The 26,921-nt window shown below is 61.3% G+C and carries 24 protein-coding genes; 9 read left to right on the forward strand and 15 right to left on the reverse strand.

Going from position 1 to position 26,921, the window contains the following annotated elements; all coding sequences use genetic code 11:
- Nucleotide 1: 1 nt before the first annotated feature.
- Nucleotides 2–895 (reverse strand): DUF4394 domain-containing protein, encoded by an 894-nt coding sequence (locus EV674_RS10755; protein WP_241524942.1) that lies wholly within the window; start codon nucleotides 893–895, stop codon nucleotides 2–4.
- A gap of 130 nt (nucleotides 896–1,025) precedes the next feature.
- Entirely contained in the window at nucleotides 1,026–1,733 is a 708-nt protein-coding gene (locus tag EV674_RS10760; RefSeq protein WP_119013376.1) for a Crp/Fnr family transcriptional regulator, read from the reverse strand.
- A 174-nt stretch (nucleotides 1,734–1,907) separates the two neighbouring features.
- On the opposite strand from EV674_RS10760, the gene EV674_RS10765 reads away from it, so the two are divergent.
- The 9 genes from EV674_RS10765 (at nucleotide 1,908) to EV674_RS10805 (ending at nucleotide 12,931) form a co-directional block, all read left to right on the forward strand.
- Nucleotides 1,908–3,101 (forward strand): ABC transporter substrate-binding protein, encoded by a 1,194-nt coding sequence (locus EV674_RS10765; RefSeq protein ID WP_119013377.1) that lies wholly within the window; start codon nucleotides 1,908–1,910, stop codon nucleotides 3,099–3,101.
- Between the two features lie 170 nt (nucleotides 3,102–3,271).
- Nucleotides 3,272–5,218, forward strand: a complete 1,947-nt coding sequence (locus EV674_RS10770; RefSeq protein WP_119013378.1) for an AMP-dependent synthetase/ligase — start codon at nucleotides 3,272–3,274, stop codon at nucleotides 5,216–5,218.
- A 10-nt stretch (nucleotides 5,219–5,228) separates the two neighbouring features.
- Nucleotides 5,229–6,014, forward strand: coding sequence for an ABC transporter ATP-binding protein (locus EV674_RS10775; protein ID WP_119013379.1), 786 nt, complete (start codon nucleotides 5,229–5,231; stop codon nucleotides 6,012–6,014).
- 16 nt (nucleotides 6,015–6,030) lie between these two features.
- On the forward strand, nucleotides 6,031–6,960 hold the full coding sequence (locus EV674_RS10780) for a branched-chain amino acid ABC transporter permease (protein WP_119013380.1): 930 nt from the start codon (nucleotides 6,031–6,033) through the stop codon (nucleotides 6,958–6,960).
- Nucleotides 6,961–7,078: 118 nt separating this feature from the next.
- Nucleotides 7,079–8,155, forward strand: coding sequence for a branched-chain amino acid ABC transporter permease (locus EV674_RS10785; protein WP_119013381.1), 1,077 nt, complete (start codon nucleotides 7,079–7,081; stop codon nucleotides 8,153–8,155).
- 43 nt (nucleotides 8,156–8,198) lie between these two features.
- Nucleotides 8,199–9,524 carry an ABC transporter substrate-binding protein gene (locus EV674_RS10790; RefSeq protein ID WP_119013382.1) on the forward strand — a complete coding sequence of 442 codons (1,326 nt, stop codon included), beginning with the start codon at nucleotides 8,199–8,201 and terminating at the stop codon, nucleotides 9,522–9,524.
- A 112-nt stretch (nucleotides 9,525–9,636) separates the two neighbouring features.
- Complete coding sequence (locus EV674_RS10795) at nucleotides 9,637–10,446, forward strand: ABC transporter ATP-binding protein (protein WP_119013383.1); 810 nt, start codon at nucleotides 9,637–9,639, stop codon at nucleotides 10,444–10,446.
- 55 nt (nucleotides 10,447–10,501) lie between these two features.
- A complete protein-coding gene (locus EV674_RS10800; protein ID WP_119013384.1) occupies nucleotides 10,502–11,749 on the forward strand; it encodes a phenylacetate--CoA ligase family protein in 1,248 nt (415 codons plus the stop codon).
- 195 nt (nucleotides 11,750–11,944) lie between these two features.
- Nucleotides 11,945–12,931 carry a tripartite tricarboxylate transporter substrate-binding protein gene (locus tag EV674_RS10805; protein WP_119013385.1) on the forward strand — a complete coding sequence of 329 codons (987 nt, stop codon included), beginning with the start codon at nucleotides 11,945–11,947 and terminating at the stop codon, nucleotides 12,929–12,931.
- A gap of 90 nt (nucleotides 12,932–13,021) precedes the next feature.
- Here the strand turns inward: EV674_RS10805 and EV674_RS10810 are convergent, their stop codons facing one another.
- The 13 genes from EV674_RS10810 to paaK form a co-directional block, all read right to left on the reverse strand.
- On the reverse strand, nucleotides 13,022–13,765 hold the full coding sequence (locus EV674_RS10810) for an ABC transporter ATP-binding protein (RefSeq protein WP_119013386.1): 744 nt from the start codon (nucleotides 13,763–13,765) through the stop codon (nucleotides 13,022–13,024).
- A complete protein-coding gene (locus EV674_RS10815) occupies nucleotides 13,762–15,660 on the reverse strand; it encodes a branched-chain amino acid ABC transporter ATP-binding protein/permease (protein ID WP_119013387.1) in 1,899 nt (632 codons plus the stop codon). The genes EV674_RS10810 and EV674_RS10815 overlap by 4 nt, the downstream gene beginning before the upstream one ends.
- The gene (locus EV674_RS10820; RefSeq protein WP_119013388.1) at nucleotides 15,657–16,685 is read right to left on the reverse strand and encodes a branched-chain amino acid ABC transporter permease; all 1,029 of its coding nucleotides are present in this window, start codon (nucleotides 16,683–16,685) and stop codon (nucleotides 15,657–15,659) included. Before EV674_RS10820 ends, EV674_RS10815 begins: the two co-directional genes overlap by 4 nt.
- Before the next feature lie 97 nt (nucleotides 16,686–16,782).
- Nucleotides 16,783–17,937, reverse strand: coding sequence for an ABC transporter substrate-binding protein (locus tag EV674_RS10825; protein ID WP_119013389.1), 1,155 nt, complete (start codon nucleotides 17,935–17,937; stop codon nucleotides 16,783–16,785).
- Between the two features lie 640 nt (nucleotides 17,938–18,577).
- Entirely contained in the window at nucleotides 18,578–19,666 is a 1,089-nt protein-coding gene (locus tag EV674_RS10830) for a 2Fe-2S iron-sulfur cluster-binding protein (protein WP_119013390.1), read from the reverse strand.
- Nucleotides 19,667–19,700: 34 nt separating this feature from the next.
- Nucleotides 19,701–20,237, reverse strand: coding sequence for a 1,2-phenylacetyl-CoA epoxidase subunit PaaD (gene paaD, locus EV674_RS10835; RefSeq protein ID WP_119013391.1), 537 nt, complete (start codon nucleotides 20,235–20,237; stop codon nucleotides 19,701–19,703).
- A 5-nt stretch (nucleotides 20,238–20,242) separates the two neighbouring features.
- Nucleotides 20,243–21,025: a 1,2-phenylacetyl-CoA epoxidase subunit PaaC gene (gene paaC / locus EV674_RS10840; protein WP_119013392.1), complete on the reverse strand. Its 783-nt coding sequence runs from the start codon at nucleotides 21,023–21,025 to the stop codon at nucleotides 20,243–20,245.
- Between the two features lie 2 nt (nucleotides 21,026–21,027).
- The gene (gene paaB, locus EV674_RS10845) at nucleotides 21,028–21,324 is read right to left on the reverse strand and encodes a 1,2-phenylacetyl-CoA epoxidase subunit PaaB (protein ID WP_119013393.1); all 297 of its coding nucleotides are present in this window, start codon (nucleotides 21,322–21,324) and stop codon (nucleotides 21,028–21,030) included.
- Complete coding sequence (paaA, locus tag EV674_RS10850; protein WP_119013394.1) at nucleotides 21,321–22,334, reverse strand: 1,2-phenylacetyl-CoA epoxidase subunit PaaA; 1,014 nt, start codon at nucleotides 22,332–22,334, stop codon at nucleotides 21,321–21,323. The genes paaB and paaA overlap by 4 nt, the downstream gene beginning before the upstream one ends.
- Nucleotides 22,335–22,380: 46 nt before the next feature.
- A complete protein-coding gene (locus EV674_RS10855; RefSeq protein WP_119013395.1) occupies nucleotides 22,381–23,163 on the reverse strand; it encodes an enoyl-CoA hydratase/isomerase family protein in 783 nt (260 codons plus the stop codon).
- 26 nt (nucleotides 23,164–23,189) lie between these two features.
- Nucleotides 23,190–24,338, reverse strand: coding sequence for an ABC transporter substrate-binding protein (locus EV674_RS10860; RefSeq protein ID WP_119013396.1), 1,149 nt, complete (start codon nucleotides 24,336–24,338; stop codon nucleotides 23,190–23,192).
- A gap of 36 nt (nucleotides 24,339–24,374) precedes the next feature.
- Nucleotides 24,375–25,580, reverse strand: a complete 1,206-nt coding sequence (gene pcaF / locus EV674_RS10865; RefSeq protein WP_119013397.1) for a 3-oxoadipyl-CoA thiolase — start codon at nucleotides 25,578–25,580, stop codon at nucleotides 24,375–24,377.
- 12 nt (nucleotides 25,581–25,592) lie between these two features.
- Complete coding sequence (gene paaK, locus EV674_RS10870) at nucleotides 25,593–26,918, reverse strand: phenylacetate--CoA ligase PaaK (RefSeq protein ID WP_119013398.1); 1,326 nt, start codon at nucleotides 26,916–26,918, stop codon at nucleotides 25,593–25,595.
- Between the last annotated feature and the right edge of the window lie 3 nt (nucleotides 26,919–26,921).

Genomic DNA, 26,921 nt, shown 5'->3' on the forward strand with positions numbered 1-26,921 from the left:
CTCATGGCGCAATGGCGATGCCCAGCAGCGCTGCGCCATCGCCCACGGTGCCCAGCGCCGTCGCGCGGCCACTGGCCAGGTCAATCTGGTAGAGCCGGGTGGGCGCATAGCCCCCGGTGCGCAGCGCCGCCAGCGCGGTGTTGGACACATCCGAAATATCGAACGCCGCATCGGCCAGCGGCCCCAGCCCCAGGGCGCCCACGGTGCGCAAGGCGCCGGTGTTGGGCGATACCACGGGCACGGCGCCCTCCAGCGAGCCTTGCATGACCAACGTGCCCTGGCGGCGGTCGATGGCGTAGTTGGTGGTGAGCTGCTCGTTGCGGGTGTTGTAGGTGTAGGCGGCGGCCACGATGTCGGGCCGCTGGCCTGCGTGGGCGTCGTCCGCAGCGTAGTGCAGGGCGCCATCGGGCTGCACGCCGCTCTGGGCGGCATCGCCATCGACCTGCGCGCCCGTGTCGGGGTGCAGACGCAGGTTCAGGCCGCCGGGGCCCACCACCCGGATGCGATCGACGGTGGGGTTGAAGTCCATGCCAAAAGCGCCCTGCGGCAACGCCAGCGAGGCACCTGCGCCCACGGGCTGCAAGGCACCGCTGCGGGCGTCCAGCGTGTACAGGCGCCCCGCCTGCGACAGCGCATACAGCACGCCCCGCGCCACGCGGTAGTCGATGCCCACCAGCGCATCGCCCGCAGGCAGGCCGGTGATGGGCGTGCGCTGCAAGATGTGTGCGGGCTGGCCCGCGTTGAACGTGAGCAGCTCCATGGATGCCGTGACGGCCAGCACCACCTCGGTGCGCACTGGCGCCGGGGGAGTGGTCAGGCTGGCACAGCCCGCCAGCAGTGCAGGCAGCACCGCCAGGGAAAACCGGTGACGCACCGGCACAAACATCCACGTCATGGAAAAACTCCTTGCAGCAAGTGCGTTGGTTATACCTGATGCACAGCCCCACGAAGGCCATTTGCAGCGATGAAATTGCTACCAATTGAATAGCTGCTTGCGCCCATCCACATTGGCCTAGAGGCCGTTTTTAATGAAATATGCTGGAGCGCAGCGCATCGGGGTCCAGCACACGCAGGCCACCATACTCCACGCGGATCACGCCCTGCGCTTGCAGCATGGCCAATGCCTCGTTCACCCGCTGGCGCGACAGGCCCACCAGGTAGGCCATCTCTTGCTGGGTGATGCGCAGCACCTCGCCCACACTGGGGTAGAGCACCGGGTTGAACAACGCCGCCAGGCTGCGCGCAACACGCACGTCGGGGTTGTTGAGGCGGTCGATCTCGCGCGCGGCAATGAACTGGCCCAGCCGCTCGTTGAGCTGGTTCATCACAAAGCGGTTGAAGCCGATCGAGTGGTCCAGCAGCCAGTGAAAGGTGTCTATGGGCAGGCCCGCCACCACGCTTTTGCGCAGCGCCTGGATGTTGTAGCGATAGGGCTCGCGCTTGAGGGCCGTGCCCTCGCCAAACCAGCCGCCCGGCGGTACGCCGGTGAAGGTCATGGAGGCGCCGTCGGCACTGTCGGCGCTCATCTTGAGCAGCCCTTCCACCACACCAAACCAGTACGTCACCGGCTTGCCCACGCGGCACACATAGTCGCCCGCGCTGGCGTCTCCCACCAGCAGCGAGGCCACGGCCCGCTCACGCTCGGCAGGCCGCAACGCAGCCAGCCAGGGGATGCCATCGATTTCTTCAGCGCGTGGCAAACGGCGGCGCTGGTGCAGCGAAAGTTCATGCATGGTTCAACGGGTGCGCGAGACAAAAACAGGCCGTCGGCAGCGCCACGGCTACGGGATTTCCACGAGCCAGATTGTCAGCTGCAAGACAAACTCTGACTGCACACTGGCCCATGATGGCCGCCTGCGCTGCCTTGCGGCCCCCTCCTCTCTTCAGGATTCAGGAACCCGACCACCATGCACCACCTTGTTGACGCACCTTGTGCCCCGGCCTGCGCCGCTGGCCCTGCCACCCCCGCCTCGCCTGCACGCCGGCGCCTGCTGGGCACTGCGCTGGCACTGCCCTGGGTGGGCATGCACAGTGCCCGGGCGCAGGAGACGCCCCTGAAAATCTGCCAGACCACCGCCCTGAGCGGCCCACTGGGCGACCTGGGCACCGCCCTGCAACAAGGCGCCAAGGCGGCGCTGGCGGTCATCAATGCACGCGGCGGCATCCATGGCCGCCCTATCGAGCTGCACAGCCTGGACGACGCCTACGAGGTGCCGCGCGCCCTGTCCAACCTGGAGCAGCTGCTGGCCGACCCCGACTGCTTTGCCTTGTTCAACTGCTTTGGCACACCCATGGTCGAGGCCATGCTGCCCAAGCTGAACAACGGCAACATGCCGTTTTTTGCGCCCTACACCGGCGGCCAGGTCTCGCGCGTGGCTGGGGCGCGGCACATCTTCAACATCCGCGCCAGCTACGCCGAAGAGGCCGACAAATTGGTGCAGCACCTGGCCACCATTGGCATCAAGCGCATCGGCATTGCCTACCAGAACAACACCTTTGGCCGCGAAGTGTTCACCGGCGCGCAGCAGGCCATGGTGCGTGCGCGCCTGCCCGATGCCGTCTCGGCCACGGTCGAGAGCGATGCCTCGGACGCCAAGACAGCGGCCCACAAACTCGCCGACAGCGGCCCCGAAGCGGTGCTGGTCGGGCTGGCAGGCAAGCCTGCACTGGAATTTGTCAAACACTTTCGCGCAGCGCGCCGGGGAGTGAGCCTGTATGCCGTTTCGGTGCTGGGCACCAGCGCCAACATCAAGGCGCTGGGGCAGGACGCCACCGGCATGGCCATCTCGCAGGTGGTGCCCGTGCCCACCAACGCCGCCACCGCCGTGGCACGCGACTTCCTCAAGGCCTGGCGGGCGCTGGACGCCAACGCCGAACCATCGCACATCGCGCTGGAGGGCTACATCAACGCCCGGGTGTTTGCCGAGGCCTTGCAGCGCGCAGGCAAGAACCCCACGCGCGCCGCCTTCATCGACGCCACCTGGAGCCTGAAAAAGCTGGACCTGGGGGGATTCGAGATCAACGCCACCACCCCCGAGCGCAATGCATCGCGCTTTGTGGAGCTGACCGTGGTGGGGCGCGATGGCCGCCTGATCCGCTGAGAAACTGCGCGCACACAAGGGTTTTACCCGACCCGGGGAAACCCGCAAATTGTCGCCACAAAGACAAATTGACGTCAAAGTACGGCCTACCATGCAAGGGAAACTGCAGGCCCATGGCCCGCCACCGCAAGCCCTACGGGCCTGCCTCCCTGAACTTTTGAGGACCCGGAATGAAGACCACGTTCCCGCAACTGCTGCTCAAGCATGCTGCCGAGCGCCCCGACGCCGCGGCGCTGCGCGAAAAAGAATATGGCATCTGGCAGCCCTACTCCTGGACTGCCCTGACTGCTTTGGTAGAAAAGGTCGCTGCCGGCCTGCACCAGGCGGGCCTGCGCCGTGGTGAACACATGGTGGTGATCGGTGCCAACCGCCCCCGCCTGTACGCCACCATGCTGGCAGCGCAGTCGCTGGGCGCCATTCCAGTGCCGCTGTACCAGGATGCCGTGGCCGCCGAATGCGTGTTCCCCCTGAACAACGCTGAAGTGCGCTTTGCCGTGGTCGAAGACCAGGAACAGGTAGACAAGCTGCTCGAAATCCGCGACCGCTGCCCCGGCATTTCCCACATTTACTACGACGACCCGCGCGGACTGCGCAAATACAGCGAAGAAGGCCTGGCGTCTTACGACACCCTGATCGAATCGGGCAGCGAATTCGCCCGCAAAAACCCACAATGGTTCCGCGCTGAAGTGGCCAAGGTGCAGCCCGACGATGTGGCCGCCATGTTCTTCACCTCGGGCACCACCGGCAACCCCAAGGGCGTGGTGCACACGCACGGCAGTTTGCTCGACCGCGCTACGGCGGGCGCCGAGTTCGACAAGCTCACCAGCAGCGAAGAAGTGCTGGCCTACCTGCCACCGGCCTGGATTGGCCAGAACATCTTCAGCTACGCACAGTGGCTGGCCTGCGGCTACGTGGTCAACTGCCCCGAATCGGCCAGCACCGTGACCATCGACCTGAAAGAAGTCGGCCCCACCTACTACTTCGCACCCCCGCGCATCTTCGAAGGCCTGCTGACCAGCGTGATGATCCGCATGGAAGACGCAGGCAGCCTCAAGCGCAAGATGTTCGAGGCTTGCATGAACGTGGCCAAGCGTGTGGGCCCGGCGCTGATGGACGGCGAAAACGTGGGCGCACTCGACAAGCTCAAGTACGCGCTGGGCGACTTCCTGGTGTACGGGCCGCTGCGCAACAACCTGGGCTTTTCGCGGGTGCGGGTGGCCTACACGGCGGGCGAAGCCATCGGCCCTGACCTGTTCACTTTTTACCGCTCCATCGGCATCAACCTCAAGCAGCTCTACGGCTCCACCGAAACGGCCGTGTTCGTCTGCCTGCAACCCGACAACCAGGCCCGTGCTGACACCGTGGGCGTGCCCATCCGGGGCGTGCAGATCAAGCTGGCCGACAACGGCGAAATCCTGGTCAAGTCCGCTGGCCTGCTCAAGGAGTACTACAAGAACCCCGCCGCCACCGCCGAGGTGCTGACACCCGATGGCTGGTACCACACCAGCGACGCCGGTTTCCTGGACGCCAACGGCCACCTCAAGATCATCGACCGCGTGAAAGACGTGGGCCGCATCAAGGGCGGCCCCAACGACGGTGCCATGTTTGCCCCCAAGTACGTCGAGAACAAGCTCAAGTTCTTCCCGCACATCAAGGAAGTGGTGGCGCTGGGCGATGGCCGCGAGCGCGTGTGCGTGATGATCAACATCGACTTCGATGCCGTGGGCAACTGGGCTGAGCGGCGCAATCTTCCCTATGCGGGCTACACCGATCTGGCGCAAAAGCCTGAGGTGTACGAATTCATCCGCGAGTGCGTGGAAAAGGTCAATGCCGACCTGGCCAACGACACCTTGCTGGCAGGCAGCCAGATCAGCCGCTTCCTGATCCTGCACAAGGAGCTGGACGCCGATGACGGCGAACTCACCCGCACCAACAAAGTGCGCCGGGGCTTTATCGCCGACAAGTACGGCGTGCTGGTCGATGCGCTCTATGCCAACCGCACCGAGCAATACATCGAAACCCAGGTCAAGTTCGAAGACGGTCGCACGGGCAGTGTCAGTGCCACGCTCAAGCTCTCGGACGCCAAAACATTCACCCCGGTGAAAGCCGCTGCCTAAAGACACACCCATGAGCACCAAGAAGATTGGCGACGTCATTCTCGACGTCAAGAACATCAGCCTGCGCTTTGGTGGCGTGAAGGCGCTGACCGATATCTCTTTCAACGTGAAAGAGCACGAGATCCGCTCCATCATTGGCCCCAACGGCGCTGGCAAGAGCTCCATGCTCAACTGCATCAACGGCGTGTACACACCCTCGGAAGGCTCCATCACCTTCCGCGGTCAGACCTTTGCCCACATGAACTCGCGCCAGGTGGCCGAGATGGGCATTGGCCGCACGTTCCAGAACCTGGCGCTGTTCAAGGGCATGAGCGTGATCGACAACATCATGACCGGGCGCAACCTGAAGATCAGAAGCAACCTGTTCATGCAGGCGCTGCGCATCGGCCCAGCCCAGCGCGAGGAAGAAAAACACCGCGAGTTTGTCGAGCACATCATCGACTTCCTGGAAATCCAGGCCTTCCGCAAAACGCCGGTGGGCCAGCTGCCCTACGGCCTGCAAAAGCGCGTTGACCTGGGCCGCGCCCTGGCCATGGAGCCGCAAGTGCTGCTGCTGGACGAGCCCATGGCCGGCATGAACGTCGAGGAAAAGCAGGACATGTGCCGCTTCATCCTGGACGTGAACGACGAGTTCGGCACCACCATCGTGCTGATCGAGCACGACATGGGCGTGGTGATGGACATCTCTGACCGCGTGGTGGTGCTGGACTACGGCAAAAAAATCGGCGACGGCGCCCCCGAAGAAGTCCGTGACAACGAAGACGTGATCCGCGCCTACCTGGGCACGAGCCACTGAGCCGGGAGAACAAAAAATGGCATTTTTTCTTGAAACCCTGATTGGCGGCCTGATGGCCGGCATGCTGTATTCGCTGGTGGCGCTCGGCTTTGTGCTGATCTACAAAGCCTCTGGCGTGTTCAACTTCGCGCAAGGCGCCATGGTGCTGTTCGCAGCGCTGGCCATGGCCCGTTTTGCCGAATGGATCCCCAAGTGGACGGGCATCGACAGCATGCTGCTGGCCAACCTGCTGGCCTTTGTGATTGCAGGCATCTTCATGTTTGCAGTGGCATGGGTGATTGAGCGCCTGGTACTGCGCCACCTGGTCAACCAGGAAGGCGCCACGCTGCTGATGGCCACGCTGGGCATCACCTACTTCCTGGAAGGCTTGGGCCAGACCATCTTTGGCAGCGATATCTACAAAATTGATATCGGCATGCCCAAAGACCCGATTTTCATGCTCGACTCGGTGTTTCCGGGGGGCGTGCTGGTCAACAAGGAAGACGTGTATGCCGCTGCCATCGCCGCTGCGCTGGTGGTGCTGCTGAGTGTGTTCTTCCAGAAGACCACCACGGGCCGCGCCCTGCGCGCTGTGGCCGATGACCACCAGGCGGCGCAATCTATCGGCATTCCGCTCAACCGCATCTGGGTCATCGTCTGGTGCGTGGCCGGTGTCGTGGCCCTGGTGGCCGGGATGATCTGGGGCAGCAAGCTGGGTGTGCAGTTCTCGCTCACCACCGTGGCGCTGCGCGCCCTGCCGGTGGTGATTCTGGGCGGTCTCACTTCGGTGCCCGGCGCCATCATCGGCGGCCTGATCATCGGCGTGGGCGAGAAGCTCTCCGAGGTGTACCTGGGCCCTTACGTGGGCGGCGGTATCGAGATCTGGTTTGCCTACGTGCTGGCACTGACCTTCCTGCTGTTCCGTCCGCAAGGGCTGTTCGGTGAAAAAATCATTGATCGGGTGTGAAACACACGATCCGCCCGAAGGGTGCTTCGCGCAGCGAAGAATGATTTTTCGGCGAAGGGCACGCAGTGCCCGTAGCCAAAAGATCATGCCCCTGATGGCTAACAAGGAGACATAAAACATGCTTTACCGCGAAAACGGCCAGTTCAAGACGAGCTACCGCGCCGACCAGCAAATCTTCCCGATCACGCAAGACCGGGTGGGCATTGCACTGCTGCTGGCCTTTGCCTTCATTGCCGTGCCGCTGCTGGCCAGCAACTATTTCTACACCGCTGTCCTCATCCCGCTGGTCATCATGTCGCTGGCCGCGCTGGGGGTGAACATTCTGGTGGGCTACTGCGGCCAGATCTCGCTGGGCTCGGGCGCCTTCATGGCCGTGGGCGCTTACGGGGCGTTCAACTTCTTCGTTCGCTTTCCGGGCCTGCCGCTGATTCCGGCACTCATTCTGGGCGGCCTGTGCGCCACGTTCTTCGGCATCTTGTTCGGCCTGCCCAGCCTGCGTGTCAAGGGTCTGTACCTGGCCGTGGCCACGCTGGCCGCGCAGTTCTTCAGCGACTGGATGTTCCTGCGCATCAAGTGGTTCACCAACAACTCCGACTCGGGCTCGGTGTCGGTCAACCACCTGCAAGTGCTGGGCATGCCCATTGAAAGCCCCATGGCCAAGTACCTGTTCTGCCTGTTCCTGCTCGTGGTGATTGCCCTGCTGGCCAAGAACCTGGTGCGCGGCGCCATTGGCCGCGAATGGATGGCTATCCGTGACATGGACGTGGCCGCCAGCGTGATCGGTATCCGCCCCATGTACGCGAAGCTGTCCGCCTTTGCCGTCAGCTCCTTCATCATCGGCATGGCCGGTGCGCTCTGGGCGTTTGTACACCTGGGTTCGTGGGAACCTGCCGCCTTCTCGGTGGACATCTCTTTCAAACTGCTGTTCATGGTGATCATTGGCGGCATGGGCTCCATCATGGGTAGCTTCTTTGGCGCCGCCTTCATCGTGCTGCTGCCCATCGTGCTCAACCAGTTCCTGCCCGCCTTGCTGGGTCTGTTCGGCATCGAGATTTCTACCGCTGGCGTCTCGCACGCCGAGCTGATGATTTTTGGCGGCCTGATCGTCTGGTTCCTCATCGTCGAGCCCCACGGCTTGGCCAAGCTGTGGTCTATGGGCAAGCAAAAGATGCGCCTCTGGCCATTCCCCCATTGAGTTTTCCCCCGTGCTTAGCCACATTCATACCAAGGAGACATCCATGAAGCTTTCCAAAATCGTGCTCGCTGTTGCCGTCGTGGCGGCCAGTGCATCGTCCGTGACCAGCGCCATCGCGCAGGCCAAAGAGCAGTTCTTCCCGCTGCTGTCGTACCGCACCGGCCCCTATGCGCCCAACGGCACCCCTTGGGCCAACGGCAAGCAGGACTACCTGAAGATGATCAATGCGCGCGATGGCGGCATCAATGGCGTCAAGATCACGTTCGAAGAATGCGAAACCGGCTATGCCACCGACCGGGGTGTGGAGTGCTACGAGCGCCTGAAAACCCGTCCTGGCGTGACCCTGTTCGATCCCCAGGCCACCGGCATCACCTTTGCCCTGACCGAAAAAGCCCCTGTGGACAAAATCCCGCTGATGACGCTGGGCTACGGTCTGTCGGTGGCAGCTGACGGCATGGCCTTCAAGTGGAACTTCCCCTACATGGGCAGCTACTGGACGGGTGCCGACATCCTGATCCAGCACATCGGCAAGAACGCTGGCGGCCTGGACAAACTCAAGGGCAAGAAGATTGCGCTGGTCTACCACGACAGCCCGTTTGGCAAAGAGCCCATCCCGCTGCTGCAAGAGCGCGCCAAGATGCACGGCTTTGAGCTGCAAATGCTGCCCGTGACCGCGCCTGGCGTGGAGCAAAAAGCCACCTGGCTGCAAGTGCGCCAGAGCCGCCCTGACTACGTGATGCTGTGGGGCTGGGGTGTGATGAACTCCACCGCCCTGAAAGAAGCGCAAGCCACAGGCTTCCCACGCGACAAGCTGTACGGCGTGTGGTGGGCCGGTGCCGAGCCCGATGTGCGTGATGTGGGCGAAGGCGCCAAGGGCTACCAGGCCCTGGCCCTGAACGGCTACGGCACCCAGTCCAAGGTCATCCAGGACATCATGAAGCACGTCCACGACAAGGGCCAGGGCACAGGCGCCAAGGATGAAGTGGGCTCGGTGCTGTACACACGCGGCGTGATCATCCAGATGCTGGGTGTGGAAGCCGTGCGCCGCGCGCAAGAGCGCTTTGGCAAGGGCAAGGTCATGACCGGCGAACAAGTGCGCTGGGGCATGGAAAACCTGAACCTCGACCAGAAAAAGCTCGACGCCATGGGCTTTACCGGCCTGATGCGCCCCCTGTCCACCAGCTGCGCCGACCACATGGGTTCGACCTGGGCGCGCGTGCAGACCTGGGACGGCAAGAAGTGGAACATCACTTCTGACTGGTACCAGTCCGATGAGCAAATCCTCAAGCCCCTCATCAAGGCTGGCTCGGACAAGTACCTGGCCGACAAGAAGCTGACACGCCGCGACGCAGCCGACTGCCAGTCCTGATCGACACACCCCTGCCCGCCTTGCGGTGGGCAGGCCCTGGCGGCTCCTGGCGAGCCGCCAATTGACAGGCCTGCGGGCCAGCCCTGTCAATTGGCACAGAGAGAGAAACCTTATGGAACAGCAAAACATTGTCCTGAACGTCAACGGCATCGAGGTCATTTACAACCACGTGATCCTGGTGCTCAAGGGGGTCTCGCTACAGGTGCCCGAAGGGGGCATCGTGGCCATCCTGGGCGGCAACGGCGCGGGCAAGACCACCACCTTGCGCGCGATCTCCAACCTGCTGGCGGGCGAACGCGGCGCAGTCACCAAAGGCTCCATTGAGCTGCGTGGCGAGCGCATCGAAAACCTCTCGCCCGCTGACCTGGTCAAGCGCGGCGTGGTGCAGGTCATGGAAGGGCGCCACTGCTTTGCCCACTTGACCATCGAAGAGAACCTGATGACGGGCTCCTACACCCGCACCAGCAAGGGCGAGATTGCGGCCAACCTGGAGAAGGTCTACAACTACTTCCCGCGCCTGAAAACGCGCCGTACCTCGCAGGCGGCCTACACCTCGGGCGGCGAGCAGCAGATGTGCGCCATTGGCCGCGCCATCATGACCAACCCCAGCATGGTGCTGCTGGATGAGCCCTCCATGGGCCTGGCCCCACAAATCGTGGAAGAAGTGTTCAACATCGTCAAAGACCTGAACACCAAAGAAAAAGTGACGTTTCTGCTGGCCGAGCAAAACACCAACATGGCGCTGAAATACGCCGACTATGGCTACATCATGGAATCGGGCCGCGTGGTGATGGACGGCGCTGCCAGCGACCTGGCCAGCAACGAAGACGTGAAAGAGTTTTACCTGGGCGTGGGCGGCGGCGAGCGCAAGAGCTTCAAGGACGTGAAAAGCTACAAACGCCGCAAGCGTTGGCTGGCCTGAAAACTGCCCCCCTGCCACAGCACTTCCCACGCTCACCCACCCTTGCCCGCTCACCATGACCTCTTTTTACGACACCCAGGAAACCCGTGCCCCCGCCGAGCGCGAGGCAGCGCTGCTGGCCGCCTTGCCCGCCCAGATAGCGCACGCGCGCAGCAACGCACCGGCCTTCAGCACCATCCTGGCCGACGTGGACCCGGCCAGCGTCACCAGCCGCGCCGCCCTGGCCCGCTTGCCGGTGACGCGCAAATACGAGCTGCTGGAACGCCAGCAGGCCCTGCGCACAGACAACGTGTTTGGCGGGTTCAGCGCCATCGGCTTTGGCGCCGCCATGCCGCGGGTGTTTTGCAGCCCCGGCCCGATCTATGAACCCGAGAGTGCCCGGCCCGACTACTGGCGCATGGCCCGTGCCATGTACGCCGCAGGCTTTCGCGCGGGAGAGCTGATCCACAACAGCTTCAGCTACCACTTTGTGCCAGCGGGCTCCATGATGGAAAGCGGCGCCCATGCGCTGGGCTGTACTGTGTTCCCCGGCGGCACCGGCCAGACCGAGCAACAGGTGCAGGCCATGGCAGAACTGCGCCCGGCCGGCTACATCGGCACCCCCAGCTTTCTCAAGCTGATTCTGGAAAAAGCCGCTGAACTGCGCCAGCCCCTGCCCAGCGTGACCAAAGCCCTGCTCTCGGGCGAGGCCTTTCCGCCCAGCCTGCGCGACTGGCTGGCCGAGCGCGGCGTGGCGGGCTACCAGTGCTACGCCACCGCCGATCTGGGCCTGATCGCCTACGAAACAGCGGCCCGCGAGGGCCTGGTGCTCGATGAGGGCGTGATCGTCGAGATCGTGCGCCCCGGCACCGGCGACCCCGTACCCGAGGGCGAAGTGGGCGAACTGGTGGTGACCACGCTCAACCCCGACTACCCGCTGATCCGCTTTGGCACGGGCGACCTCTCGGCCATCCTGCCCGGTCAATGCCCTAGCGGGCGCACCAACACCCGCATCAAAGGCTGGATGGGACGGGCCGACCAGACCACCAAGGTGCGCGGCATGTTCATCCACCCGGCCCAGGTGGCCGCCATTGCAGCGCGCTTTCCGCAGGTGCTGCGTGCGCGCCTCGTGGTCACGGGCGAAATGGCCAACGACCAGATGGTGCTGCGCGCCGAAACTGCCGAGTTTGCCGGTGGCCTGGCCGAACGGCTGCAAGACACCATCCGCGAAGTGACCAAACTGCGCGGCGAGGTGGAGCTGGTCGCCCCAGGGTCGCTGCCCAACGACGGCAAAGTGATCGAGGACGCGCGCAGCTACCGCTAAAGCATGGCGCCGGGTGTTTTCGCCAACGCGAAAACACTCACTTATTCATAGCTTGTAGCGCTCTACCCGCGTGGCTTCAGGGCATTTTTTGTACTAAAAATGCGCTGTATCAAAAATACGGATCTGCTCAGTGCTTTCCTCGATGCCAAGGCCGAAACAGGTGTTTATCATCGCGGCTCATATCAAGGAACACCCATGCAACCTATGCTGAAAATCACTCTGGTGGCAGCTGCTGCCGCATTGGCCGCAGGCGCCCAGGCACAAAGCTTTCCTACTGCGGGTAAAAACATCACCTTGGTCGTGCCCTTCACGGCGGGCGGCCCCACCGATCGCGTGGCCCGCGACCTGGCTGAAGCGCTGCGCAAGCCACTGGGCGCCACCGTCGTGGTGGACAACACAGCGGGCGCAGGCAGCTCGATTGGCACCGCCCGCGTGGCGCGCGCCACACCCGATGGCTACACACTGCTGCTCAACCACATTGGCATGTCCACCATGCCGGCGCTCTACCGCAAACTCTCCTTCAACGTCGCCAACGATTTTGAATACCTGGGCATCATCAACGACGTGCCCATGACGCTGATTGGGCGCCCCACCCTGCCCGCCAACAACTACCAGGAGCTGCTGGCCTGGATGGGACAAAACAAGGGCGCGATCAATCTGGGCAACGCCGGGCTGGGATCGGCCTCGCACCTGTGCGGCCTGATGTTCCAAAGCGCTATCAAGACCGATATGACTGCCGTGTCTTACAAGGGCGCAGCACCCGCCATCACCGACCTGATGGGCGGCCAAATCGACCTGTTGTGCGACCAGACCACCAACACCACGCAGCAAATCGAAACCAAAAAGGTCAAGGCCTACGCTGTGACCACCATGCAACGGCTGAGCACGCCATCACTGAAGGCGCTGCCCACGCTGGCCGAGTCGGGGCTCAAAGACTTCCAGGTCACGATCTGGCACGGTCTGTACGCACCCAAAGGCACGCCTGCCGAGGTGGTCAAGAAGATCAACGACGCACTGAAAGTGGCGCTGAAAGACCCCGACTTCATCAAGAAGCAAGAGGGACTGGGCGCCGTGGTGGCCACCGACAAGCGCATCGAACCGGCCGAACACAAAAAGTTTGTGCAGGCAGAAATCGACAAATGGGGTGCCGTCATCAAGGCCGCAGGCACCTACGCTGACTGAGGCGACACCAGCGCTACTCCAGAGCGGGAGCCCTCGCCGCACCACCAGCCTGCCCAGGCTGGCTGGGCCCGGCAAGGGCTCCCGCACTTTTTATGTAGCCGGAGACTTGGCAGCGTGCCCCAAGCCCAGGTAAGTGTCGATGATGCGCCGATCGTGCAACAAATCGGCAGCCGGGCCAGACAATGCCACCGCCCCCATCTCCAGCACGTAGGCGCGGTCAGCCACTTGCAGCGCAGCACGGGCGTTTTGCTCGACCAGCAATACCGAGACGCCCAGCTTGCGCAACGATGCCACCACCAACAGCACTTCGCGCACGATCAACGGCGCCAGTCCCAAGGACGGCTCATCCAGCATCAGCAGACGAGGTCGGGCCATCAGGGCGCGCCCGATGGCCAGCATCTGGCGCTCGCCCCCTGACAGGGTGGACGCCATTTGTGTACGGCGCTCGCGCAGGCGCGGAAAGATATCGAACACCTCCTGCATGCGCTGCGCCTGGTCGCGCTGTCCACGCCGCCAAAGCGAGAACCCGCCCAGCAGCAGGTTGTCTTCAACAGACATCTCGCCAAACAGCTCACGCTTTTCAGGCACCAGGGCAACGCCACGGGCCACCATGGCCTCTACACTGGGGCGGAGAATACGCTCGCCGTCCAGTGCGATCGTGCCGCGCGCGGGCAACAAACCCATGGCAGCGCACAGCAGCGTGGTCTTGCCCGCGCCGTTGGGGCCGATAACGGTCACGATCTCGCCTTCATTGACCTCCAGGTGAACGCCATGGACGGCCTCCACCGTTCCATAGGAAACACACAGGTCTTGCAGTTGCAGCAACGTGCTCATACGGTCACCCCGCTGGCCAGATCGTCACCCCCGCCCAGATAGGCGTCCAGCACACGCTGGTTGACCTGTACCTGTGCAGGCGTCCCCTCCGCGATGACGGTGCCAAACTCCAGCACCGTGATGCGATCGGCCAGGTTCATCACAAACTCCATGTCGTGCTCCACCACCAGAATGCCCAGCCCTTCAGCGCGCAACTGCACCAGCAGTTCGGCCAACGCGCGTTTTTCCAGATGGCGCAAACCGGCTGCGGGCTCATCCAGCAGCAACACCGCAGGCTGCGCGGCCAGTGCCCGGGCGATCTCGACGATGCGCTGCTGCCCCAGTGCCAATGAGGCAGCAGGTACATCGGCATGCGCGCCCAGACCGCAGCGCTCAATCTGGCGCCGCGCTTCAGCCAGCAAGGCGGCCTCTTCCCCTCTATCCAGGCGCAGCATGGAGGCCAGCCAGCCGCGCCGTGCGCGGCGGTGCGCCCCCAGCGCAACGTTTTCCACCACGCTGCGCTGGCCCAGCAAACGCACATGCTGGAATGTACGACCCAGGCCCAGCGCAGCAAAAGCGCGCGATGGCAGGCCGTGCATGGATTGCCCCATCAGCCGTATCTCGCCTTGCGTGGGGTCGTCCACGCCTGAAATCATGTTGAAAAACGTGCTCTTACCAGCGCCGTTGGGGCCAATCAGGGCATGTACCTCTGCGGCCTTGACGTCCATAGAGACCGCATTGTTGGCCACCAGCCCTCCAAACCGCTTGGTGACTGCACTGGCTTGCAACAGCACTGTGCCTGGCGCAGGCAACGTGCGCTGCTCCAAAGACACTGCCTGGTGCAATGCAGCAGGAGCGCTGGGACGCAGCAAACGCGCTGTGAAACGTTGCAGTGTCGGCCACATGCCATCGGCAAAGCGTTGCAGTACAAAAACCATCAGCAACCCAAACACCACGACCTCAAAATTGCCACTGGTGCCCAGCAGCGAGGGCAGCAGGTCTTGCAATTTTTCCTTGAGCAACGTGATGACCGCCGCTCCCAACACAGCCCCCCAGAGGTGGCCCGCCCCCCCCACTACGGCCATGAACAGGTACTCAATACCGATGTTCAGGTTGAACGGGGTGGGGTTCACAAAACGCTGCAGGTGGGCATACAGCCAGCCAGAGATGGCCGCCATCAAAGCGGCCAGCACAAACAGCTTGATCCGATAACGGGCAGTATCCACGCCCATGGACTCGGCCATGACGCGTCCGCCCTTGAGGGCACGGATAGCGCGGCCCTCGCGCGAATCGAGCAGGTTGTGCAGCAACCACAGCGACACCAGCAGCACTGCCCAGATAACGACACCCAGCGCCCGGGGTGATGCCAACGACCAGCCTGCCACGACCAAAGGTGGAACCCCCGTGATACCCGTCTGCCCCCCCAAGAACTGCATGTTGCCAAACAGGTAATACAGGCTCAGCCCCCAAGCAATCGTGCACAGCGGCAGGTAATGCCCCGACAGCTTGAGCGTCACAGAGCCCAGTGCCCACGCTACGGCAAACGTCAATGCCAGCCCCAACGCCAGGCCCACCCAAGGCAGGCTGCCCATACCAACGATGCCCCCCAATGCCTGGACGGATGTAGGTGCAGTACACACCCAGGCGGTGGCATAAGCGCCCATACCGACAAAGGCAGCTTGGCCAAAAGAGGTCATGCCACCCACACCCGTCAGCATGACCAAACCCGCCGCCACGATCGCATACAGGCCGATATAGCTCATCACGACAATGGTGAAGTCGGGCAATGCCCCCCAGCACAGCGCAAAAATCACCACACACGCCAGCGTCAACTGGGTGGGCGTCAGCAAGCCACGTGCGGGGGCCGGGGCCAGCGGTGCCACAGAAGGAGCGATGGGTTTAACGGGCGTACTCATTCTTCATCCTCCACATGGCGGCTGTTGAGGGAACGCCACCACAGCACCGGAATAATCAGCGTGAACACCAAAACCTCCTTGTATGCGCTGGCCCAGAATGAGGCGAACGCTTCCAGTTGCCCCACCAGCAGCGCACCCGCCAGTGCCAATGGGTAACTGGCCAGTCCACCCACAATCGCAGCGACAAACCCCTTGAGGCCGATCAGAAATCCGGTGTCGTAATACACCGTGGTCAACGGCGCAATCAGCAAGCCTGAAACCCCGCCAATCAGGGCGGCCAAAGCAAAGCTCACATCCCCCGACATATCGGTGGGAATGCCCATCAACCGGGCCCCAACACGGTTGATGGCAGTAGCGCGCAGCGCCTTGCCCACCATGGAGCGCCCAAAAAACAGGAACAGCAGCAGCACCAGCACCAGCGTCACGCCCAGCACGACCAGCGACTGACCGGATACAGGAATATTGCCCAACTCAAACCGTGCCTCGGAAAAAGGCGGTGTACGCGAGCCTTCGGCGCCAAAGAACAGCAAACCCAACCCCACCAGGATGCCATGCAATGCCACCGAGACAATCAGCAAGATCAGCACCGACGCATCGGCCAGCGGACGAAATGCCAGCCGATACAGCAACGGCCCCAGTGGAGTAATCAGCACGAGCGTAACCAGGGCCTGGGCTGCCATGGAGACAGGCTTCCAGCCCAACACCAGAACACACGCAAGCGCAGGCAAACCCACACACCAGAACAACGCCGCAGGCCAATTGACCGCTGCGCCACTCTTCCAGCGCCACGCTTCCACCACCAATACGGCAGTTGCCAGCACCAGCAACAGCCACAGGGTGGCGGGGGCACGCCCCGCCTGTAGCATGGCCATCGTCAATGCACCAAAGGCCACAAACTCACCCTGCGGAATGAAAATCACGCGGGTGACAGAAAACACCAGCACCAACGCCAGCGCCATCAATCCATAAATGGCGCCATTGACGATGCCGTCCTGCCCCAGCAGCAAGGCAATCTGGAAATCCATGTTCGACTTTCTGTGAAGTGCCCGGCGCAGCTAGGCACACCTGCGACCTGGCCAGCAGGCAACGCAGGTGATGCCCTATACACCGGGCGGGTCAGTCTCAGGGCTGGTATTTCCAGGCGCCGTTTTCGATCTTCACCATCACGCGGGCGCGCTGATCAAGGCCCAGATGGTCATTGGCAGACATACTGAAAATGCCGTGCGCACCCGGAACTTCCTTGAGTTGCTCGAGTGCATCACGCAGGGCGGCACGGAACTCGGGCGTACCGGGCTGTGCTTTCTTCAGGGCCGCAGGAACAGCAGCGGACATCAGTACGCCAGCGTCCCAGCCATGGGCGCCAAAAGTAGAAACGCTGCCTTTGCCATAGGCCGCTTCATAAGCGGTCACGTAGGCACTGGCCGATTTGCGCACCGGATGGGTGGCAGGCAACTGCATAGCCACCAGCACCGGGCCTGCGGGCAGGAAAGTGCCCTCCACATCCTTGCCCCCCACACGCAGGAAGTCAGCGTTCGCCACCCCGTGGGTCTGATAGAACTTGCCGGCGTAGCCCCGCTCCTTGAGCGTTTTTTGTGGCAAGGCAGCTGGGGTGCCCGAACCCGCAATCAGCACAGCATCGGGCTTGGCTGAGACCATCTTCAGGGCCTGCCCGGTCACGGAAGTATCGGTGCGGTTGTAGCGCTCATTGGCTACGATTTGCAGATTCTTGAGGGCCGCAGCCTTGCTGAATTCCTGGTACCAGCCTTCGCCATAGGCATCAGAGAAACCAATGAAAGCCACCGTTTTCACACCCGAAGCAGCCATGTGCTCCACAATGGCCAAAGACATCATGATGTCGTTTTGCGGCGTCTTGAAAACCCATTTTTTCTTGTCATCCATGGGCTCAACAATGCGTGCCGAGGCGGCCATGGAGATCATCGGCGTCTTGGCTTCCGATACCACATCGATCATGGCCAGCGAGTTGGGCGTGGTACTGGAGCCCAGAATCACGTCCACCTTGCTCTCACTGATGAGTTTTCGCGTGTTCCCCACCGCTGCGGTGGTGTCAGAGGCATCGTCCAGTACGATGTAATTGACCTTCTGCCCGGCAATGGTGCGGGGCATCAAGGCAATGGTGTTTTTCTCTGGGATGCCCAGCGAGGCGGCAGGGCCTGTGGCCGACACGGTAACGCCTACTGTGATGTCTGCCAAGGCGGTGCCGCTGGCAGCCAGCAGGGCCGCGGCCAACAGGGCGATGGGGGTCAGGCTTTTTTTCATGGTTTGTCTCCTTGAGGATGGTTTTATAGAAAAGTCAACGCGGCGAAAAAAGCAGCGTGAATGGGTGCTCCCCTGCACCCGCGCACATCGTAGTCAATGTGCAGTGATGTTGCCCCTGTTTTGCACAGGTCTGGACGCTATCTGAAAAAATACCGCGAAAGTCCCTGGTGCCAGCAGCAGGCTATTGCAGACCTGATGATGCATCCGGACTACCAAAGATTAATCTCTCAATCACGGCTGCGTCGGTAGTCAAGGTTTCGCCAGACGAAGGCGCGCTGGGCAATCCCACTGCTACAGCAGAACAACGAATTTTCTGGCGCAGCCACCACCCGCAGATGTCTTGCGCTGACGACACAGAATGCCGAACGGAAGCATCGGCACCGTACATGCCCGACTCCGTTCTCAATGCCTGCCAAATAGGCAACGATGGCAGAGATCAAGCCCTATGCATCTACGGCAATACGTTGCTTGCGCCTTTTGACGTCCTTGCCTGCGTCAGAACAGCGCTATCACCTTACCTTGGACAGCAGCGCCACTGGCAACCGCCGGTTGTGAGAAATGTTCTGCTAACTTATCAGTACTTGGCTGCATTGTTTCAAACAGCCTCTCAAATCCCGGCGCCGTTCATGCAGGTGGTGGATCAGCGCTCGTCAAAACTGATGGTGAGTTGCTCGCTGGTAGGGCGGGCTTGGCAGCTCAACACAAAGCCTTGGGCGATTTCATCAGCTTCTAGGGTGTAGTTTTTGTCCATCGTGACCGAACCACACAACACCTTGGCACGGCAGGTGCAGCACACACCGGCCTTGCACGAGAACGATAGATCCAGACCAGCGTCCAGCCCCACGTCCAGCACCCGCTCGGAGGAAGCCATCGTCATGTGGTGCTCTGTGCCATCCACCACGATCGTCAGTTGCACGGTGCGCGCTGCCGACGCCTTGGGCGCATCAATGCTCACCACTTGGGCACCGGCAGGGGCACCGGCACTAAAGCGCTCGCTGTAAACGCGGTTGGCGGGCACGCCGGCATCTACCAATGCTTTTTCTACCGCATCCATCATCGGCTCAGGGCCACAGATAAACACTTCGTCCATGCTCTTGACGGGCAAGAAGGTGTCAATCAGGGCGCGCACCTTGTCGCCATTGATCAAGCCTTGCAGCAAGTCCACTTCTTGGGCTTGGCTGGACAAAATGTGGATCATGGTGAAGCGGCCAGCGAACCGATCCTTCAGGTCTTGCAACGCTTCGTTGAACATGACGGTTGCCATGTTCCGATTGCCATATACCAGCGTGAACTTGGACTCTGGTTGCTCTTCCAGCGTGGTGGCGGCAATCGACAGAACCGGGGTAATACCCGAACCACCGGCGAAACCCACGCGGTGCAGAGCACGCTGCTTTTTCACCACAAATCGGCCATCGGGAGGCATCACGCTCAGCGCATCACCGGCCTTGACAGCAGTGGTGGCCCAATTGGAAAACAAGCCATTTTCTACCGCACGGATACCCACTTCAATTTCGCCTTGCCGGGTCAGACGGCTGCGAGGACTGCTAATGGAGTAGTTGCGGCGCACGTCTTGGCCGTTGATGGTGGCGCGCAGCGTCAGAAACTGGCCTGGCTCAAAGGCGAAGGCTTCGCGCAGGTTGGCCGGAATGTCAAAAGTGATGGCCACCGCGCCAGCCGCTTCCGGGCTGACGCGCTTGACTTTGAGTTCATGGAAATGGGGGGCAGACATGCTGGCGTTTCCGGTAATGGCGTTGATAACGCCGTCAATACGGCTTAAAGTAATCGAAAGGTTCCTGGCAATCCAGGCATTTGTAGAGCGCCTTGCACGCCGTGGAGCCAAAATGCGAGGATTCGACGGTATGGCTGGAGCCACAGTGCGGGCAAGGTACCGCCGGTTCTGGCTCGGCGGCACCGCGCACAAAGCGCAGCACGCTCTCACCGGTTTCACGGCCTTTGGCACAGTGTTGACCAGGGGGCGCGATGCCGTAGGCACGCAACTTTTCTTTGGCAATATCGGTCATCCAGTCGGTAGTCCAAGCCGGGGCCAATTGCGTGACCACCTTGGCCTGCAAGCCAACGGCTTGCAGGGTGGTGTACACATCATCCTCAATCTGGCCCATCGCTGGACAACCGCTGTAGGTGGGGGTGATGACCACCTCCAACCCGTCGGCGCCCTGGCGCACATCGCGCAGAATGCCCAGTTCGCGCAACGAGACCACCGGGATTTCCGGATCGGCCAAGGCTTCCAGGGCAGCCCAGGCTGCCTGTATGGCGTCCGCAGGAGCGACAACGGTATTCATGGTGCTTACCAAGTAGCGTTGGGGTGAGCGCGGGCCAGACTTTGCATCTCGGTAAGCAAAAAGCCCAGATGCTCAGAATGCAAACCGTGTTTGCCTTGGGTGATATAGCCTTCGAACTGGGGGCGCACCAGGGTGGCCTCAGCCAGTGCGTCGTCCACCAACGCATCCCACTGTGCGCGCAGGCTGGCCACGCTCACGCCCACACCGGCGGCCACGGCAGCGCTTTCAATGTTGCTGTCCGTCCAGAACTCTTCGGTGTAAGGCATCAGGTGGTTCAGCGACGCTTGCACGCGGGCGTGTGACTCATCCGTACCATCGCCCAGACGGATCAGCCAGTCGCGCGAGTGACGCAGGTGGTAGCGCACCTCTTTGAGCGATTTGGCAGCAATAGCAGCCAGTTGCTCATCTTTGGACTGCTGCAAGGCCTCCCAGACCAGCACCATCAAAGCGCTGTAGAGGAAGTTGCGCACGATGGTGGTGCCATAGTCCATATCAGACTTGGCATAACCCACCAAGGCGCTGCGGTGCGGCAGTTCCAGCAAGGTGTAGTTGCGAAAATCCGGCACGTCGCGGAAGTAGGCCAGCTTGTCTTCGGTGGTATCGCCACCCAAGGCCACAGCGGCTTGCTGGTACAGCAGACGAGCCTGACCAATCAAATCAAGGCTGACGTTGGCCAGCGCAATGTCTTCTTCGATCACGGGGCCGTGGCCACACCATTCGGCGTTGCGCTGGCCCAGCACCACGGCATTGTCTGCCAGGTGCAACAGGTAGTTGGCGGTTGCGCTCATGATTACATGTGCCCCACTTCTTCGGGAATTTCGTAGAAGGTGGGGTGACGGTAGATTTTGTCTGCCGCTGGATCGAACAACTCGCCCTTGTCATCAGGATTGCTGGCGGTAATTTGCGCCGAAGGAATCACCCAGATGCTCACGCCTTCCTGGCGACGGGTGTACACGTCGCGAGCCATTTGCAGCGCGTGCTGCGCATCCGAGGCGTGCAGGCTACCGCAGTGCTTGTGATCCAAGCCTTGCTTGCTGCGAACAAAAACTTCCCACAGGGGCCAATCTTTCAGTGCAGGGGTGCTCATGCTGCTTCCTTCATTGCGCGTTGTTGCTGTTTACGGGCGTGGGCCTGGGCTGCATCACGCACCCATTGGCCGTCGTTGTGCGCTTTCACGCGGGTCGAGAGACGCTCTTTGTTGCACGGGCCGTGTCCGTTCACCGTGGTCCAAAACTCATCCCAATCGATCTGGCCGTGGTCGTAATGACCACGTTCTTCGTTCCACTTCAGGTCGGGGTCAGGCAACGTGATGCCCAACACCTTGGCCTGCGGCACGGTGGCATCAATGAACTTCTGGCGCAGGTCGTCGTTGGAGACGCGCTTGATGCCCCAGCGCATCCCTTGGGCGCTGTGCGGACTGTCGGTATCGGGTGGACCAAACATGGCCAGGCACTTCCACCACCAGCGGTTGACGGCGTCTTGCACCATCGCTTTTTGCTCGTCCGTTCCACGCATCATCACCAGCAGGGCTTCATAGCCTTGGCGCTGGTGAAAAGACTCTTCCTTGCAAACGCGGATCATGGCGCGGGCATAAGGGCCGTAAGAGCAGCGGCACAGTGGCACCTGGTTCATGATGGCAGCGCCATCAACCAGCCAACCGATCACGCCGATGTCGGCCCAGTTGAGCGTGGGGTAGTTGAAGATGGAGCTGTACTTGGCTTTGCCGCTGTGTAAGGCTTCAAGCATCTGGTCACGGCTGGTACCCAACGTTTCGGCAGCGCTGTACAGATACAGGCCATGGCCGCCTTCATCTTGCACCTTGGCAATCAGAATGGCTTTGCGCTTCAAGCTGGGGGCGCGGCTGATCCAGTTGCCTTCGGGCAGCATGCCCACGATTTCGCTGTGGGCGTGCTGGCTGATCTGGCGCACCAGCGTTTTGCGGTAAGCGTCAGGCATCCAATCTTGTGGCTCAATGCGGCCATCGGCATCGATGCGGGCATCGAACTTCGCCATCAACTCTGGCGGTTCGACAGCCGCCACGGCCTTGATGTGTTTTTGGCCGGTGTCATCCGGCACACTGAACGATTGCGTGTACATGGCGATTACTCCTTGAAGGTTGAGGCCAATACGGTGGAGGGAAAAATCAGACCAACCAGGCCGGTGTGCGCTTTTCCAAGAAAGCGCTGATGCCATCCTTGGCTTCGCTGGTGGCCCGTTGGCGGGCAATGCGCTGGGCAGTTTCTTCGCTGATGGCAGCATCAATCGGACACCCATCGACAGCGGCAATCAGGTGTTTGGCGGACTGTTGCGCCAGTGGCGCACCGCTCATCAGTAGTCCAACCAGTTGTGCGATAGTGGCATCCAGCTGGTCACGCTCGCACACCTCCGTCACCAAACCCATCGCTAGCGCCCGCTGTGCTGAAAAACGCTCGCCACTTTGGAAGTAGCGCAGCGCATGGCGTGGCCCAATGGCACGCAGTACATAGGGACTGATAACCGCCGGAATGATGCCGAACTTGACTTCAGAGGTCGCAAACTGGGCATCCACGCTAGCTACAGCCATGTCGCAAGCCGCAGCCAAGCCGGTACCGCCGCCCAAAGCGGCCCCTTGTACGCGGGCTACGGTGGGCTTGGACATGTCCGACAGAGCGCGCAGCATGTGGGCAAACTTGCGCGCATCGGCACGGTTTTCTTCCTCGGTAAAGACCGAGGCCCGCTTCATCCAGTTCAGATCGGCTCCGGCAGAGAAATGCTTGCCACGGCCAGCCAACACCACCACCCGCACCGAAGCATCGGCATCCAGTTCGGCGCAGGCTGCGCCCAAATCGGCAATCAGTTGCTCATCAAAGGCGTTGAACACGTCGGGACGATCCATCCAGATCGTGGCAACACGGTCTTGGCGCTCAATGCTCAGGGTGGAATACATGGTGCAAGGTGCTCACAGTCAGGGGTTTATTGCTGCAACAGATGCCATTTGCTGTCTTTGACTTCCAACATACGGAAGGCGGACAGGTTCAGCCCCATGTGGTCAGTGGCAGACATGTTGAAGGTGCCGCTGGTAGCGACAAAGCCTTTGGTGGCTTCGAGGGCATCGCGCACCTTGGCTTTGTCGGTGCCGTTGGCACGCTTCATGGCATCGACGGTCAGCATCAAAGCGTCGTAGGCATAACCACCAAAAGTAGACACTTCGGACTTGTAGCGTGTCTTGTAAGCCAGGTCGTAAGCGGCGACCACGGCTTTTTGCGGGTCGTTGGCAGGCAGTTGCTCAGGAATCAACTGGGCTGGCGATGGCAAGCGCACGCCTTCAGCCGCTGAACCAGCCAGTTTCAGGAACTCGTCCGAGGCCACACCATGGGATTGGTACAGCGGCAGCGCCATACCCAACTGCTTGTAGTTTTTGGTGACGATAGCCGGGCCTTGGCCCAAACCAAAGACAAACACGGCTTGCACACCGGCGGTATTTTTGATCTTGGTGAGCTGGGGGCTCATGTCGGTATCTTTGGGGCCATAGGTTTCATTAGCCACCAACGTGATGCCGTATTTGGCAGCCACAGCTTCGGTTTCTTTTTTACCCGACTGGCCAAAACCTGAAGTTTCTGACAGCAACGCCACCTTGGTCAGGTTGCGCTTTTTCATGTCCTCAAACACTTTTTCGGCGGCCATGCGGTCGGTGTGCGGGGTTTTGAAAACCCACTTCTTCACCGGCTCAATCACCACCACGGCACCCGCCAGCGAGATAAAGGGCACTTCAGCTTTGGTAACCAACGGCACCATCGACATGGTGGCGCCCGTGGTGGTGCCACCAATGATCACATCCACGTTGTCGTTGTCGATCAGGCGCTTGGTAAAGCCGTTGGCCTTGTTCGCGTCGCTGCCATCGTCGTAATGCACCAGCTCCAGCTTGCGGCCCAGTACACCGCCCTTGGTGTTGAGGTCTTCCACATACATTTGCAAGGTTTTCAGCTCGGGATCGCCCAGGAAAGCGGCTGGACCCGTCACTGACAGCACGGCACCGATCTTGATCGGATCGGCTGCCATCGCAACCACAGCGCCCAGTGCCAAAGCGGTACCGACGGCAATTTGCTTGAGTTGAAATTTCATTGTTTTGTCTCCTGATGAATAGGTTTTGTGGGTGTTTCAGACGCGTTCGATCACCATGGCAATGCCTTGGCCCACGCCAATACACATGGTGCACAGCGCGTAGCGACCGCCCCGGCGGGCCAATTCATAGCTGGCGGTAGTCACCAGACGGGCACCGCTCATGCCCAGCGGATGGCCTATGGCAATCGCACCCCCGTTGGGGTTGACATGGGTCGCGTCGTCGGGCAGACCCAAATCACGCAAAACCGCCAGACCCTGGGCCGCAAAGGCTTCGTTGAGCTCGATCACGTCCATCTGTGCCAGCGTCAGGCCCGTTTGCGCCAACACCTTGCGCACAGCCGGAGCCGGGCCAAAACCCATGATGCGCGGGGCCAAACCAGCAGTGGCCATACCGACGACGCGCGCACGCGGGATCAGGTCGTAACGCTTGGCGGCCTCTTCAGAAGCCAGCAGCAAGGCGCAAGCACCATCGTTGACCCCCGAGGCATTGCCTGCCGTAACGCTCAAATCGGGGCCATTGACGCCCTTGAGCTTGGCCAGCATTTCCAGCGTGGTTTCAGGGCGTGGATGCTCATCGGTGGCGACGATGATCGGATCGCCCTTTTTGCGCGGGATGGTCACAGGCACCAGCTCGTCGGCAAAACGGCCAGCGGCATGGGCAGCCGCCCAGCGCTGTTGTGAGCGCAGTGCAAACGCATCTTGGTCAGCGCGACCGATCTGGAACTCTTCGGCCACGTTGTCTGCCGTTTGCGGCATGGAGTGGGTGTCGTAGAGCTTCTTCATCAACGGGTTGACGAAGCGCCAGCCGATGGTGGTGTCATACACCGCATTGGTACGGCTAAAGGCACTGTCGGCCTTGGGCATGACAAATGGAGCGCGGCTCATACTTTCCACGCCACCCGCCAGCATCAGACTGGCTTCTCCGGTCTTGATGGAGCGCGCTGCCAGGCCAATCGCATCCATGCCCGAACCACACAGGCGGTTGACAGTAGTGCCAGGCACTTGTACCGGCAAGCCAGCCAACAAACCGGACATGCGCGCCACGTTGCGGTTGTCTTCACCCGCTTGGTTGGCGCAGCCGTAAATGATGTCTTCCACCGCCGCCCAGTCCACCTGGGGGTTGCGCTCCATCAGTGCCTTGAGTGGCACGGCCCCCAGGTCATCTGCACGCACCGAGGACAAAGCACCGCCGTAGCGACCAACAGGGGTGCGAACAGCGTCGCAAATATAGGCTTGTGTCATGCGAATCTCGGGTTAGTTTTGCTTGGGGCGATCATCGAAAATGCGGCGCGCCTTGCCAGTCAAAGTGCGTGGCAGGGTATGGGCCTCAAAGACGGTGACTTTGGTGGAAATACCTACAATGGTCTTGATGTGGTGTTGCAACTCTTTGGTCAGCTGTTGCACTTCAGCCTGGCTGAGCTGACCGCTCAGGTTCTGCTGCAATTCGCAGCGGATTTCCACGTTGTCGAGGTGACCGTCGCGGCTGAGATGGATCTGGTAGTTACCCGACAGGCGCTTGTCACGCAGAATTTGCTCTTCTACTTGGGTCGGAAAAACGTTCACACCACGCACAATGAGCATGTCGTCCGAGCGGCCAGTGATCTTGCCCATGCGGCGGAACGAGCGCGATGTGGGTGGCAACAGGCGGGTCAGGTCACGGGTGCGATAACGAATGACCGGGAAAGCTTCTTTGGTCAACGAGGTGAACACCAGTTCGCCCAACTCGCCATCGGGCAGCACTTCGCCGGTGTCGGGGTTGATGATTTCGGGGTAGAAGTGGTCTTCCCAAATCACTGGCCCATCTTTGGTTTCGATGCACTCGCAGGCCACGCCAGGGCCCATGACTTCAGTCAGGCCGTAGATGTCGATGGCATCAATGCCCAATTTCTTCTCGATCTCAGCGCGCATGCCTTCGCCCCAAGGCTCGGCACCAAAAATACCGACTTTGAGTGAAATCTCGTCTGGCGTGATGCCTTGGCGCTCGAACTCTTCGGCAATCACCAGTGAATACGACGGCGTGACCATGATGGCATCGGGTTTGAAGTCCATGATTTGCTGGACTTGCTTTTCTGTCTGGCCACCCGACATCGGAACTGCTGTGCAACCCAGGCGCTCAATGCCAAAGTGCGCGCCCAAACCACCGGTGAACATTCCGTAACCGTAAGAGTTCTGCACCATGTCACCAGGTCGCACACCGGCAGCGCGGAGTGAACGAGCCACCAAATCTGCCCAGTTGTCGGCGTCTTGTTTGGTGTAGCCCACCACAATCGATTTGCCCGTGGTACCGCTGGAAGCATGCAGACGCACCACGTTCTGGCGCGGCACAGCAAACAGACCAAAAGGGTAGTTGTCGCGCAAATCCAGCTTGGTCATGAAGGGGAACTTGGCCAGATCAGCCAACGCCTTCAGATCGTCGGGATGCACGCCTTTGGCAATGCACTTCTCACGATAGGGGGCCACGTTGTCGTAGGTGTGGCGCACCGACCATTTCAGGCGTTCGAGTTGCAGTGCGGCAATTTCATCGCGGCTGGCAGTCTCGATGAGTTCCAAATCGCCCGGAGCGGGTTGCTTGACGGTCATAGA

It is taken from the genome of Simplicispira metamorpha, assembly GCF_004341365.1.
In the GTDB taxonomy this organism is placed as follows: Bacteria; Pseudomonadota; Gammaproteobacteria; order Burkholderiales; family Burkholderiaceae_C; genus Simplicispira; species Simplicispira metamorpha.

Excerpts from the sequence above, each read along its gene's own strand:
- EV674_RS10755 (WP_241524942.1), bottom strand. The coding sequence starts at position 895 with ATGACGTGGATGTTTGTGCCGGTGCGTCACCGGTTTTCCCTGGCGGTG.
- EV674_RS10760 (WP_119013376.1), bottom strand. The coding sequence starts at position 1,733 with ATGCATGAACTTTCGCTGCACCAGCGCCGCCGTTTGCCACGCGCTGAA.
- EV674_RS10765 (WP_119013377.1), top strand. The coding sequence starts at position 1,908 with ATGCACCACCTTGTTGACGCACCTTGTGCCCCGGCCTGCGCCGCTGGC.
- EV674_RS10770 (WP_119013378.1), top strand. The coding sequence starts at position 3,272 with ATGAAGACCACGTTCCCGCAACTGCTGCTCAAGCATGCTGCCGAGCGC.
- EV674_RS10775 (WP_119013379.1), top strand. The coding sequence starts at position 5,229 with ATGAGCACCAAGAAGATTGGCGACGTCATTCTCGACGTCAAGAACATC.
- EV674_RS10780 (WP_119013380.1), top strand. The coding sequence starts at position 6,031 with ATGGCATTTTTTCTTGAAACCCTGATTGGCGGCCTGATGGCCGGCATG.
- EV674_RS10785 (WP_119013381.1), top strand. The coding sequence starts at position 7,079 with ATGCTTTACCGCGAAAACGGCCAGTTCAAGACGAGCTACCGCGCCGAC.
- EV674_RS10790 (WP_119013382.1), top strand. The coding sequence starts at position 8,199 with ATGAAGCTTTCCAAAATCGTGCTCGCTGTTGCCGTCGTGGCGGCCAGT.
- EV674_RS10795 (WP_119013383.1), top strand. The coding sequence starts at position 9,637 with ATGGAACAGCAAAACATTGTCCTGAACGTCAACGGCATCGAGGTCATT.
- EV674_RS10800 (WP_119013384.1), top strand. The coding sequence starts at position 10,502 with ATGACCTCTTTTTACGACACCCAGGAAACCCGTGCCCCCGCCGAGCGC.
- EV674_RS10805 (WP_119013385.1), top strand. The coding sequence starts at position 11,945 with ATGCAACCTATGCTGAAAATCACTCTGGTGGCAGCTGCTGCCGCATTG.
- EV674_RS10810 (WP_119013386.1), bottom strand. The coding sequence starts at position 13,765 with ATGAGCACGTTGCTGCAACTGCAAGACCTGTGTGTTTCCTATGGAACG.
- EV674_RS10815 (WP_119013387.1), bottom strand. The coding sequence starts at position 15,660 with ATGAGTACGCCCGTTAAACCCATCGCTCCTTCTGTGGCACCGCTGGCC.
- EV674_RS10820 (WP_119013388.1), bottom strand. The coding sequence starts at position 16,685 with ATGGATTTCCAGATTGCCTTGCTGCTGGGGCAGGACGGCATCGTCAAT.
- EV674_RS10825 (WP_119013389.1), bottom strand. The coding sequence starts at position 17,937 with ATGAAAAAAAGCCTGACCCCCATCGCCCTGTTGGCCGCGGCCCTGCTG.
- EV674_RS10830 (WP_119013390.1), bottom strand. The coding sequence starts at position 19,666 with ATGTCTGCCCCCCATTTCCATGAACTCAAAGTCAAGCGCGTCAGCCCG.
- paaD (WP_119013391.1), bottom strand. The coding sequence starts at position 20,237 with ATGAATACCGTTGTCGCTCCTGCGGACGCCATACAGGCAGCCTGGGCT.
- paaC (WP_119013392.1), bottom strand. The coding sequence starts at position 21,025 with ATGAGCGCAACCGCCAACTACCTGTTGCACCTGGCAGACAATGCCGTG.
- paaB (WP_119013393.1), bottom strand. The coding sequence starts at position 21,324 with ATGAGCACCCCTGCACTGAAAGATTGGCCCCTGTGGGAAGTTTTTGTT.
- paaA (WP_119013394.1), bottom strand. The coding sequence starts at position 22,334 with ATGTACACGCAATCGTTCAGTGTGCCGGATGACACCGGCCAAAAACAC.
- EV674_RS10855 (WP_119013395.1), bottom strand. The coding sequence starts at position 23,163 with ATGTATTCCACCCTGAGCATTGAGCGCCAAGACCGTGTTGCCACGATC.
- EV674_RS10860 (WP_119013396.1), bottom strand. The coding sequence starts at position 24,338 with ATGAAATTTCAACTCAAGCAAATTGCCGTCGGTACCGCTTTGGCACTG.
- pcaF (WP_119013397.1), bottom strand. The coding sequence starts at position 25,580 with ATGACACAAGCCTATATTTGCGACGCTGTTCGCACCCCTGTTGGTCGC.
- paaK (WP_119013398.1), bottom strand. The coding sequence starts at position 26,918 with ATGACCGTCAAGCAACCCGCTCCGGGCGATTTGGAACTCATCGAGACT.